The following is an 11447-nucleotide window of genomic DNA, read 5'->3' on the forward strand; positions in this document are numbered from 1 at the left end:
GACCTGAATTCAACCCTGGCCCAGCGCCAGCGGCGGATGGGCTGCCGACGGGGTGTATCCCAGCTGCCCGCCATGCACGTCGATGACCGGGCCACCTTCCTGGATCCGGAAGGCCGCAACCGCCTCGCTGAGATGCTCGGCCTGATCCTGAAGCGAGCCGGCTGCGCTGGCGGCTTCCTGGACCAGGGCCGCGTTCTGCTGCACGACCTGATCCATGTCGGTGACGGCGGCATTGATCTGGTTGATGCCTTCGGCCTGTTCCCGGGACGCGGAGGAAATCTCGTTCATGATGGCCGTCACCCCCTGCACCGATTGGACAATGTCCTCCATGATACGGCCCGCGTCCTGGACGCGCTCGGACCCCTCGCGGATGCGGACCACTGAATCCTCGATCAGGCCCTTGATTTCCTTGGCGGCCTGGGCGCTGCGCTGCGCCAGCGAGCGCACTTCGCCCGCCACGACGGCAAAGCCCTTGCCCTGCTCACCTGCGCGCGCAGCCTCGACGGCGGCATTCAAGGCCAGGATATTGGTCTGGAAGGCAATGCCGTCGATCACACTGACGATCTCGGCGATTTTGTTCGAGCTGCCGGTGATGCCGGTCATGGTTTCAGCCACGCTGGAGACGGCCGCACCGCCCCGCTGAGCGACTTCGGCGGCGCCCTTGGCCAACTGGTCGGCCTGCGCGGCGTTGTCGGAATTCTGGCGCACGGTGCCAGCCAGCTGTTCCATGCTGGCGGCGGTTTGCTGCAAGGACGCAGCCTGCTGTTCCGTGCGGCCGCTCAGGTCGGTGTTGCCCGCAAAAATTTCCTGCGAACCCAGATGGATCTCGCCCACGCCGCTGCGCACCTGGGCCACCATGCGCACCAGGCCGTCCTGCATGCGCTGCATGGCCAGGTACAGCACGCCGATTTCATTGCGCGAAGGCACCTGGATCGTGGCCGTCAGATCGCCGGCTGCGATGCGATCGAAATGCTCGCCCGCGCGACGCAGGGGCCGCAGCACCACCCGTTGCAGAAACAAATAGGCCGCCACCGCTGCCAGCAACGCGATCACCATGGACACGCCGACGATGATGACCACCCATTCCAGGTGGGTGTCTTCGGCCGCCACGGCCTGCTGCGTCAATTCGGTCTGGTGTGCCTTCAGAGACTGATAAGCCTCGTTCAGCTTCTGTTCGACCGGATCGACGCGGCTCTTTTGCAGAGCTTCGTACTGATCGATGCGGCCTGCCTTCAGCTGCTCCAGCACGGCGGGCACGGCATCGCCGACCAGCCCGGCATACAGCTGACCGACCCGGTCCGCCCCGCTGCCGGCCGGCAAGGACGCGGCTGCCGCCCGATTGAAATGATCGATGACCTGGCCGGCGCGTTCCAGCGCTGCATGCGCCTGATCGATCAGCGCACGGGTATCGTCGCTGAGTGCCGACGCGGACGCATCGTCGCTGGCCGCATTCCAGTTGGCCGAGATCGAATTGTTCAACAGATCGCTATTGACGACGATACTGGCCAGGGCCCGGCCCATCAGGACCTGGACGTTCTCATACTGATACACCGCGTCGTCCAGCAGAGACACGGTTTCCTGTTCGCCAGCGATGCGCTTGAGCGCGTCATTGTTCATCTTCAGGGACAGCACCCCCAGCAGGGCTCCCGAAATGAGCATGACGAAGAAAAAAACAAGCACCAGGACCAGACTGGTGCGGACCTTGAGCGCACTGAAAAGACGCTTTTGACCTGCCTGCATGAATCAGAACCTCGTGGGCATGAATGTGTCTGCGGGAAGACGGACGACCGCCTGGATCAGGCCGCCGCCGCGCTTTCGACCAGCGCCATTTCCTCGCTGGTCATGAGTTTCTCGATATCCACCAGGATCAGCATGCGATCGCCCACGGTGCCGATGCCGGTCAGGTGTTCGGTGGAAAACGCCGAGCCAAACTGCGGTGCCGAACTGATCTGCGACGTCTGCAGGATCAGCACATCGGATACGCCGTCGACGACCACACCCACCACGCGCGAATTGACGGTGAGGATCACCACCACGGTCTGGGCGGTGTACTCCACATTGTCCATGTTGAACTTCATGCGCAGGTCGACGATGGGGACGATGACCCCGCGCAGATTGGTCACGCCCTTGATGAAGGACGGGACGTTGGCGATACGCGTCACGGTCTGGCTGTCATAGCCTCGGATTTCCTGCACCTTCAGGATATCGATGCCGTATTCCTGATTGGCCAGGGTGAAGATCAGAAATTCCTTGCCTTGGGTTTCGGCCTGATCCTTTTGGACGTCGGTAGAATTCATGGTGGCTCCGTGGAGGAAAGGATGGGGATCAGACGGCCGCAGCGGCCTGGCGCAGCGACGTCGTGCGGCGCAGAGCGAAGACGTCGACGATCAGCGCCACGCTGCCGTCGCCCAGAATGGTGGCGGCGGAAATCCCCGGGACTTTGCGGTAGTTGGTTTCCAGGTTCTTGACGACAACCTGATGCTGGCCGATCAAATGATCGACCATCAAGGCAAAACGCTGGTCCTCCGCCTGGAGGATGACGGCGATCGCCTTGGTCAGATCGGTTTCTGCATTGCCCACATTGAAGACTTCGTGCAGGGCCACGACCGGCAGATATTCGCCACGCACGTGCAGCATCTGCTCGGTTTCGGAGATGCGGTGGATCTGTTCAGCGCTGGCCTGCATGGATTCGGTGACGTGCGACAGGGGCAGGATGAAGGTCTCCTCGCCTACCTTGACCGACATGCCGTCCAGAATGGCCAAAGTCAGCGGCAACACGATGCGCGTGGTCGTGCCCTGCCCCTTGCGAGACGAAAGCTGCACGTGCCCGCCCATGCTCTGGATATTGCGGCGCACGACGTCCATGCCCACGCCTCGCCCGGAAATGTCCGTGACCTTGTCGGCTGTGGAAAAGCCCGGCGCAAAGATCAGCTGCCAGATTTCGTCGTCGGGCGTGGCATCGCTCACAGGGAAACCCAATGCGATGGCTTTCTTCATGATTTTTTCGCGGTTCAGCCCTGCCCCGTCGTCGATCACGTCGATGATGATCTGCCCGCCATTGTGCTGGGCGGACAGGATGAGCGTGCCTTCGGGGTCCTTGTCCTGAGAAATGCGGGCCTCGGGCATTTCGATGCCATGGTCCAGACTGTTGCGCACCAGGTGGGTCAGGGGATCGATGATGCGCTCGATCAGGCTCTTGTCCAGCTCAGTGGCCTGGCCCTTGGTGACCAGCTTGATCTGCTTGCCCAGCTTGTGGGCGTTTTCGCGCACCACCCGGGGGAAGCGGCTGAAGACGTAGTCCATGGGCATCATGCGAATGGACATGACGGCTTCCTGCAGATCGCGAGCGTTGCGTTCCAGTTGCTCGATGCCGTTGAGCAAGCGGTCATGCAGGACCGGATCCAGGGACTGCGAAGTCTGCACCAGCATGGCCTGGGTGATGACCAACTCGCCCACCAGATTGATGATCTGGTCGACCTTTTCCACCCCGACCCGAATGGTGCCGCTTTCCTTTTTTGCCTTGTGCGCAGTGGACTTGTCGCCACTGTCGGCGGGGTGATCCACCGAAGCGGGCTGGGAAGCTGCATCGGGTTCGGGTTCAACCGCAGCCGGCTCGGCGGCAGCCGGCGCGCCGGACGGGTTGACTGCGGCAGGACTCGCCGCCGGGGCAACAGTCGCCGGCTCGGTGCCGGGCAGGATCTCGTGGGTCACGTCCACCTGATCGGCATTGACGATGAAGCAGCAGACCGCCTCGAGATCGGCGGCCGACGTGCCGGTCTGCAGCCACAGGGACAGGTTGCCGTCTCGGTGATCCCGATGCAGGATGGTGCCCATCAGCGCCATCTCGGCGCACAGCGGTTCGACGTCCTTGTCCTGGATGCGGTTGATGCGCACCCGCACGGGCAAGGCGCCGTTGGCCGCAGCCGGCACGGGCGCGCCGGCAGGCGCCGCAACGGCGGGCACCACCGGTGCCGGTGTGGCCTCGGCGGCCGGGTCGCCTTGCTGATGTTCGAGGGCCAGCTGGCGCAATTGGGCGCAGATGCGCTCGTAGACCTGCTGGTCAGGCTTTTCCGAGCCGCGATACGCGGCGACTTGATCGGTCAACACGTCCTTGGTTTCCAGAAAGATGTCGATCATATCCTGACGCAAGGCCAACTCGCCATGGCGGATCAGGTCCAGAAGGTTTTCCAGTAGATGGGTCGTCTTGGCGAGTTCTTCGAAACAGCCGAACGTGCCGGCGCCTCCCTTGATGGAATGCGCCGCCCGGAAGATCCCGTTGAGTTCGTCGGAATCGGGATTCGCCAGATCCAGGTTCAACAGCAGCTGTTCCATGTTGGCCAACAGCTCGTCAGCCTCGTCAAAGAACGTATCGTAGAATTCGCTGAGGTCCACACCTGCGCTCATGATTAGCCTCGCCCTTAATTGCTGGGCGCCGGGGCGGGTGCTGCCGCCGGCGCGTCGGATGGTTGGTCTGCCGCAGGCTGCGTCGAGCCTGCCGGTGATGGTGCCGCCCCCGCAGGCACTGCTGCCGGGGCGGAAGGTTGTGCGGAACCCGGCACTGCGGGTGCGGCAGGAGCGGCAGCCGGCGCGTTGGCGCCGAGGCCCCCGCCATTCACCCGATCGGGATGGCTGAGCTCTTCCAGCAACTGCTGCACCTGCTTGCCAGTGGTGCCCGCCGAGTTCTGGGCATCAATGCGCCTTTCAGCCCGACGGTTCAGTACCAGAATGCTGATGCGGCGATTCACGGCCGCCATGGGATCGTCCTCGATCAGATTGACGGTTTCGCCCAGACCCAGGATGCGCTTGACCTTTCTTTCGACCAGGCCGCCGGCCACCAGTTCGCGGCGGGCAGAATTGGCCCGATCCGCCGACAGTTCCCAATTGCTGTAGCTGCGGTCGCCCGCAGCGTATCGCATGGCATCCGTGTGGCCGGAAATGGTAATGGAATTGGGCAACTGATTGATGGGCGGCGCCAGTTCGCGCAGGATATCGCGCATATAGGACTGCACCCGTGCGCTGCCGGTGGCGAACATGGGACGGTTCTGCTGATCCAGAATCTGGATGCGCAGGCCGTCAGGCGTCATGTCCAGCAGCAGCTGCGGCCGGAACTGCCTCAGGACGGGGTTGTTCTCGATCAGGCTTTCCAGCTGCTGTTTCAGGTTTTCCAGGCTTTCCTGGTCGAACTGATCTTCCTGATTTTCCTGATTGTCCCGATCCATCATCTGGGGCGGCGTCGGGTTCTGATTGGGGACGATGCTGGGCTCGCCTCCCGGAATCACCGACCGGCTGCTGTCGACCTTGGGGCCACCGGTGACGGCAGTGATCAGCGGCATGCGGAAATACTCGGCGATGCCTTCCAGTTCGGTCTTCGGTACCAGCAGCAACAGCCACATGACCAGGAAAAACGCCATCATCGCAGTCATGAAGTCGGCGTAAGCGATCTTCCAGCTGCCCCCATGATGCCCTTCGCCGTAAGCACGCTTACGGCGAACGACCACCCGGCCGGTATCCTGTTTGGCCATAACCCCTGTCCCCTACCTTATTTGGCAGCCTGGCTCTTGGCCTGGCGGACGTGAGCTTCCAGTTCGGCAAACGAGGGCCGGACCGTGGAGAACAGGACCTTGCGACCGAACTCCACCGCCAAAGGCGGTGGATAGCCATTCATGCTGGCCAGCAACGTGACCTTGATGCATTCCAGGACCTTGATGGCGGCTACCGACTGTCGTTCGACTGCTGCGGCAAACGGCGCGGCAAACCCGTAAGACAACAGGATACCCAGGAACGTGCCCACCATGGCCTTGGCGATCAGATCCGCCAGAATGGCCGGCGGCTGGTCGACAGCGGCCAGGGCGTGCACCACCCCCAGCACCGCAGCCACGATACCGAAGGCCGGCAGGCTGTCGGCCACGGCGCGTACCGCATTGATGGGCGTGTTGTGCTCGCTGTGCAACGCCTCGATCTCCTGGTCCATCAGGGTCTCGATTTCAAAGGGGTTCATGTTGCCGCTGATCATGATGCGCAGGTAATCCGTCAGGAATTCCATCAGCTTGGCGTCTTTCTGAACCTGGGGGTATTGCGCAAAGATGGCGCTGGCCTTGGGGTCTTCGATATCGGATTCGATGGACATCAGCCCGTCGCGGCGGGCTTTGTTCAGCAGGGTGTACAGCAGGGCCAGCAATTCCATGTACAGCGGCTTGCCGTAGGGGTTGCGCTTGATGGCCTTCGGGATGGCTTCGATCAGCAGCTTGATGGAAGCACCATTGCTGCCGCCGATGTACGCACCCAGGGCGCAGCCGCCGATCAGCAGAAATTCAAAAGGCTGGTACAAGGCCCCCATGTGCCCGCCCACTCCGATGAAGCTGGCAAACACCCCGACCAAGACAATCAGATACCCCAGGATGATAAACACGTGCGCGCGCCTTCGTTAGTCGTCAGAATGCTGTCAATGTTCGCCTGTTTTCCTGCTTTTAAAAGCATGGTTCAACAGGTCTTTTTGTCCACAAATCAGGTATCTGCCGATATTCAGGCGGTGGTGGGCGCGTGCGCCTTGCGCCGCGCCCGGGTCTTGCCTGCCCGGGGGGGCGGCTTGCAGATGGCGCAGACGAAGTCGGATTCCGGATCGTGGGCATGCGCCACGAATTGGCCATGGCACTGCTGGCAGCAGGACAATTGCACCAGACCGCTATCGAAGAACCGCACCAGCATCCAGGCCCGTGTGAAGCTGAGCACGGGCTCGCCCTGCGGTTCCCCTGGCTGCAGCCCGGCGCCCGATTGCTCCAGATACAGGCGATACGCCTGAACCAGCGCCTGCGATTTTTTGGCGGAGGTGAAGGTATCCAGGTAGCGGTAGATGTTGTAGAACAGGCTGGAATGAATGTTCGGCAGCCAGGTCATGAACCAATCCACCGAAAACGGCAGCATGCCCTTGGGCGGCGAAGCGCCCTTGACTTCCCGATACAGGCGGGCCAGACGATCATAGCTGAGCGACGTTTCCGCCTGCAGCACCTGCAGGCGGGCCCCCAGGCGGATCATGTCGGTAGCCAACAGGATGTCGTCGGCCTCGCGGGAGACGCTTTTGGTGGTCATGAATCAGGCGGTGACGGCTTCTTGACGGCTCATCAGGATGGTGGAGTGGGCCTGTTGCAGCACCCCTCCCAGGACTTCATGGGTCAGGGAATTCAGCAGCTGGGCGTCATTCAGGCGGAAGGCGCACAGCACGGAATTGGAACTGGCCAGCTTGACGATCTGGGCGGGCGAAAGATTCAGAATGATCTCCGCAACATCTGCGCCAAACCCCAGCCGGAACATGCCAGCTGCCAGGTTGTCACGCAGCAGGCGCTGCGCCAGCATCAGATAGGAAAGATTGACTTCGCGAATGTCATCCAACAACGCAGAATCAATATCAGACATGGGATCCCTTTTGAGAATGGTTGCTTTCGGGTGTGTGGGCTTGGATCTGACCTTTCGGCATCAAGCGGTCACACCAGAAGATCTTTGTCACGTTTTAGATCACTACGATAATCAAATTCAGACATCAAAGATACATTTCCATGCAGATTTGACATGAACAGGCGAAGTATATCCCTAACTGGCGACAAAATTGACGCTACTCATCAATTTAAGGGAAATTGAATTGTTTCTAAATATTATTAATTCACAACAATTATTGACGCGTCGGTAACGTCTTCAGCCCGGAACGAAACAATATTGCTCCGTCAGCGCCAAAAAGTCGTCCAACTGCCCCTCGACGCCGAGCTCGTCCTGCAATATGCAGGATACGGCAGGGGCTGCCTGACGCGCCAGCGCCGCATCCAGGAACAGCATTCTGTGGCGTCGAGCCAACACATCCTCGACGCACAGTGCATATTCATAGCGCGCAGCGTAGCGCACCATGGCCTCGGTCAAGCCCAGTCCCAGTGACACATCGGCCCCAGGCAGCGCCTGGACGACAGGCGCCTCGGTCCCGTAACCCTGCAGTCCAGGCGGCGCACTCAGGCGCGTCGCAGCCTGCTCCGGAGTCGGCGCGCCCACCAGCGGGAAGCGGGCAGTCCGGCAGGCGGGCAAGGCACCCAGCTGCCCCACCTGCACGCATTGGCGCAGGACGTCTTCAGCCATGGAACGGTAGGTCGTCCATTTTCCGCCCGTCACGGTCACCAGGCCGGATGGGCTGATCCGCACGGTATGTTCGCGGCTGATGGACTTGGTATTGCCGCCATCCTGATCGTCAGGGCGCACCAGGGGCCGCAGGCCGACCCAGACGCTCAGCACGTCGCTGGCCTTGGGGGCCCGCGCCAGGACATGGGCGGATTCCTTCAGAATGAAGCCGGCTTCTTCGGCCAGCGCATGGGGTTCGCGCTCGACCTTGTCCCTGGGGGTGTCCGTGGTGCCCAGAATCACGTGCCCCAGCCAGGGCACGGCAAACAGGACCCGGCCATCACGGGTATGCGGCACCAGCAGCGCGTGATCCGCCGGCAGAAAGGACCGATCGACCACCAGATGCACCCCCTGGCTGGGAGCCACCATGGGGCGCATCGTCTGCCCTCGGGCGGCATCGTCCAGGCGACGCACATCGTCTACCCAGACCCCCGTGGCATTGATGACGCAGCGCGCTCTCACCTGCCCGGTGCGGGGCGCATCGGCCGGCGCCAGCGCATCCTGCCAGCGTACGCCGCAGACCCGGCCGCCCTCGTGCAGAATGTCGATCACCGGGCAGTAGTTCATGACCAGCGCGCCCTGTGCGGCAGCGGTGCGTGCCAACGTCAGGGCCAGGCGGGCATCGTCGAATTGGCCATCCCAGTATTTGACGCCGCCATACAGATGGCGACTGTTGACCCCAGGCAGTTCCCGAAGCGTACTGTCGCGCCCCAGCCAACGCGTCTTGCCCAGGCTGGCCGCACCGGCCAGGGCATCGTAGATCTTCAGGCCGGCGCCGTAGAACGGCACCTCCCAGGGCCGGTAGGCTGGCATGATAAAGGCCAGGGGCTGCGCCAGGTGCGGCGCATTGTTCAGCAGGGCCCGCCGTTCATGCAGGGCCTCGCGCACCAGGCTGATGTTGCCCTGGGCCAGGTAGCGAACCCCGCCATGCACCAGTTTGGTGGCGCGCGAGGAGGTGCCGCCCGCAAAATCGCGGGATTCCAGCAGCAGGACCGACAGGCCCCGCAGCCGGGCATCCAGAGCGACCCCCAAGCCACTGGCTCCTCCCCCGATCACGACCAGGTCCACCTCGCGCAAGGCGGCGAGGGATTGCAGCAATTGGGCCCGATCCGTCGGGGCCGGAGCGTGTTCAGAGGCTTGGGACATCATGTAACACCATTAGAGCTTAACGAACGCGGCCTTCCTTCCAGGCCTGCAACAGGGAATCATACGAAACCGTTTCCGGCTTCGGATTTTCGTTGGCCAGTTTCTTCCAGGGAGCATGTTCGTCGCTGAGCCACTTGGACGGATCGCTCTGGGGATTGAGCTTGGGCGCGCAACGCATCATACCCGCCCGTTCCAGCCGGGCCATGACCTTGTCCATATCGGCAGCCAGGTTGTCCATGGCCTGCTGCGGCGTCTTTTCCCCGGCGATGGCCTGGGAAACACTGCGCCACCACAGCTGCGCCAGCTTGGGGTAGTCCGGCACATTGGTGCCAGTCGGGGTCCAGGCGACCCGGGCCGGGCTGCGATAGAACTCGATCAGGCCGCCGTACTTGTCGGCGTTCTTGGTGAAGTAATCGCTGTGAATGTCGCTGTCGCGGATGAAGGTCAGGCCCTTGATGGACTTTTTCAGGGATGTGGTCTTGGACGTAACGAACTGTGCATACAGCCAGGCCGCCGCCACCTTGTTGGCATCGTGGTTCTTGAAGAAGGTCCACGAACCCACGTCCTGGTAGCCGTTCTGCATGCCGTCCTTCCAGTAGGGGCCGTGCGGCGCCGGAGCCATGCGCCATTTCGGCGTGCCGTCGTCGTTGACGACCGGCAGGCCCGGCTTGGTCATATCGGCTGTAAAAGCGGTATACCAGAAGATCTGCTGGGCGATCTCACCCTGGGCCGGCACAGGGCCGGATTCGGAAAAGGTCATGCCTTGCGCAACTTTCGGCGCGTATTTCTTCATCCAGTCGATGTACTTGGTCAGTGCGTAGACCGCAGCGGGCGAGTTGGTAGCCCCGCCCCGGGACACGGAAGCACCCACGGGCGTGCACTTGTCGTCAGCCACCCGGATGCCCCATTCGTCAACGGGCATGCCGTTGGGGGTGCCCTTGTCGGCCGAACCCGCCATCGACAGCCAGGCATCCGTGAAGCGCCAGCCCAGCGACGGGTCTTTCTTGCCGTAGTCCATGTGGCCATAGATGGGCTTGCCGTCGAGGGTCTTGATATCGTCGGTGAAGAACTTGGCGATGTCTTCGTAAGCCGACCAGGTGACGGGCACGCCCAGTTCATAGCCGTACTTGGCCTTGAATTTTTCCTTCAGATCGGGGCGATTGAACAGGTCGTAGCGGAACCAGTACAGATTGGCGAACTGCTGGTCCGGCAACTGGTACATCTGACCATCGGGCGCTGTAGTGAACGATGTCCCGATGAAGTCCTTCAGGTCCAACCCGGGGTTGGTGTATTCCTTGCCCGCGCCTTTCATGTAATCGGTCAGCGACAGGACTTCGCCATAACGATAGTGCATGCCGATGAGGTCGGAATCGGAAATCCAGCCGTCGTAGATGGACTTCCCCGACAGCATCGACGTCTGCAGCTTCTCGACGACGTCTCCTTCCTGGATCAGGTCATGGGTGACCTTGATCCCGGTGATTTCGGAAAAGGCCTTGGCCAGGACCTTGGACTCGTATTCGTGGGTGGTGATGGTCTCGGACACCACGGAAATCTCGTTGACACCCTGGGCCTTGAGTTTCGCGGCGGCATCGATGAACCACTGCATTTCGGCCTTTTGCTGGTCCTTGTTCAGGGTCGAGGGCTGGAACTCGGTGTTGATCCATTGTTCGGCCTCGGCCATGCCGGCCCAGGCCGCCTGGCTGCCCATGGCGCAGGCGATTGCCAGCGCCATGGCGGTATAGCGGAATTTCATGATGCTCTCCTCTCGTTTGGAAATCCCCGGGTGCTTCTTGAAGGGCAACGCCGCGGGGTACGGCCATGCCCTTGTCCTAACCTTTGCGCATGACGAATATCAGGGCGCCCATGGACAGCACGAAGCTGACCCATATCGAGGGTTCCTCTTGCAGCGAAAACCAGCCCATGATCTGTTCGCCCAGCCCCAGAAAGCCCAGATTGATATATGCCGCCACCAGCAGGCCGATGAACAAGCGGTCCCCACGCGTGGTCCGCATGGGCAGAAAGCCTTTGCGCAGCACGGTGGGAGATCGAATCTCCCAGGCCGTCATGCCGGCCAGCAGCAAGGCTACACAGATGAAGAACACGGCCGTCGGCACGGTCCAGACCATCCAATCGAACATGATGTGATC

At 61.8% G+C, this 11447-nt stretch carries 9 protein-coding genes and 1 pseudogene; all 10 read right to left on the minus strand.

The annotated features are described in order from the left end of the window. Nucleotides 1-9: 9 nt before the first annotated feature. The 10 genes and pseudogenes from VDP74_RS04390 to VDP74_RS04435 all read right to left on the minus strand — a co-directional run bounded on the left by VDP74_RS04390 (nucleotide 10) and on the right by VDP74_RS04435 (nucleotide 11438). Entirely contained in the window at nucleotides 10-1740 is a 1731-nt protein-coding gene (locus VDP74_RS04390) for a methyl-accepting chemotaxis protein (protein ID WP_322998409.1), read from the minus strand. A gap of 56 nt (nucleotides 1741-1796) precedes the next feature. Further along, the gene (locus VDP74_RS04395; RefSeq protein ID WP_322998410.1) at nucleotides 1797-2297 is read right to left on the minus strand and encodes a chemotaxis protein CheW; all 501 of its coding nucleotides are present in this window, start codon (nucleotides 2295-2297) and stop codon (nucleotides 1797-1799) included. 28 nt (nucleotides 2298-2325) lie between these two features. After that, entirely contained in the window at nucleotides 2326-4404 is a 2079-nt protein-coding gene (gene cheA / locus VDP74_RS04400; RefSeq protein WP_322998411.1) for a chemotaxis protein CheA, read from the minus strand. A 269-nt stretch (nucleotides 4405-4673) separates the two neighbouring features. After that, nucleotides 4674-5522 (minus strand): annotated as a pseudogene (gene motB / locus VDP74_RS04405) (flagellar motor protein MotB); the annotation flags it as partial. Nucleotides 5523-5539: 17 nt separating this feature from the next. Next, nucleotides 5540-6409, minus strand: coding sequence for a flagellar motor stator protein MotA (gene motA, locus VDP74_RS04410; protein WP_322998413.1), 870 nt, complete (start codon nucleotides 6407-6409; stop codon nucleotides 5540-5542). Nucleotides 6410-6522: 113 nt separating this feature from the next. Continuing rightward, a complete protein-coding gene (flhC, locus tag VDP74_RS04415) occupies nucleotides 6523-7086 on the minus strand; it encodes a flagellar transcriptional regulator FlhC (RefSeq protein WP_322998414.1) in 564 nt (187 codons plus the stop codon). A gap of 3 nt (nucleotides 7087-7089) precedes the next feature. Continuing rightward, entirely contained in the window at nucleotides 7090-7410 is a 321-nt protein-coding gene (gene flhD / locus VDP74_RS04420) for a flagellar transcriptional regulator FlhD (RefSeq protein ID WP_322998415.1), read from the minus strand. Nucleotides 7411-7686: 276 nt separating this feature from the next. Further along, on the minus strand, nucleotides 7687-9300 hold the full coding sequence (locus VDP74_RS04425; protein ID WP_322998416.1) for a glycerol-3-phosphate dehydrogenase/oxidase: 1614 nt from the start codon (nucleotides 9298-9300) through the stop codon (nucleotides 7687-7689). 19 nt (nucleotides 9301-9319) lie between these two features. Continuing rightward, nucleotides 9320-11053 (minus strand): ABC transporter substrate-binding protein, encoded by a 1734-nt coding sequence (locus tag VDP74_RS04430; protein WP_322998417.1) that lies wholly within the window; start codon nucleotides 11051-11053, stop codon nucleotides 9320-9322. A 76-nt stretch (nucleotides 11054-11129) separates the two neighbouring features. Next, nucleotides 11130-11438: a DUF2160 domain-containing protein gene (locus VDP74_RS04435; protein ID WP_322998418.1), complete on the minus strand. Its 309-nt coding sequence runs from the start codon at nucleotides 11436-11438 to the stop codon at nucleotides 11130-11132. Nucleotides 11439-11447: the final 9 nt, after the last annotated feature.

Origin of the sequence: Castellaniella sp., from assembly GCF_034674885.1 — a bacterium.
Classification (GTDB): domain Bacteria; phylum Pseudomonadota; class Gammaproteobacteria; order Burkholderiales; family Burkholderiaceae_B; genus Castellaniella.

What these genes read in the sequence shown, in the direction of transcription:
- flhC (WP_322998414.1), bottom strand. Translation starts at nt 7,086, where the DNA reads ATGACCACCAAAAGCGTCTCCCGCGAGGCCGACGACATCCTGTTGGCT.
- VDP74_RS04425 (WP_322998416.1), bottom strand. Translation starts at nt 9,300, where the DNA reads ATGTCCCAAGCCTCTGAACACGCTCCGGCCCCGACGGATCGGGCCCAA.
- VDP74_RS04390 (WP_322998409.1), bottom strand. Translation starts at nt 1,740, where the DNA reads ATGCAGGCAGGTCAAAAGCGTCTTTTCAGTGCGCTCAAGGTCCGCACC.
- VDP74_RS04395 (WP_322998410.1), bottom strand. Translation starts at nt 2,297, where the DNA reads ATGAATTCTACCGACGTCCAAAAGGATCAGGCCGAAACCCAAGGCAAG.
- flhD (WP_322998415.1), bottom strand. Translation starts at nt 7,410, where the DNA reads ATGTCTGATATTGATTCTGCGTTGTTGGATGACATTCGCGAAGTCAAT.
- cheA (WP_322998411.1), bottom strand. Translation starts at nt 4,404, where the DNA reads ATGAGCGCAGGTGTGGACCTCAGCGAATTCTACGATACGTTCTTTGAC.
- VDP74_RS04435 (WP_322998418.1), bottom strand. Translation starts at nt 11,438, where the DNA reads ATGTTCGATTGGATGGTCTGGACCGTGCCGACGGCCGTGTTCTTCATC.
- VDP74_RS04430 (WP_322998417.1), bottom strand. Translation starts at nt 11,053, where the DNA reads ATGAAATTCCGCTATACCGCCATGGCGCTGGCAATCGCCTGCGCCATG.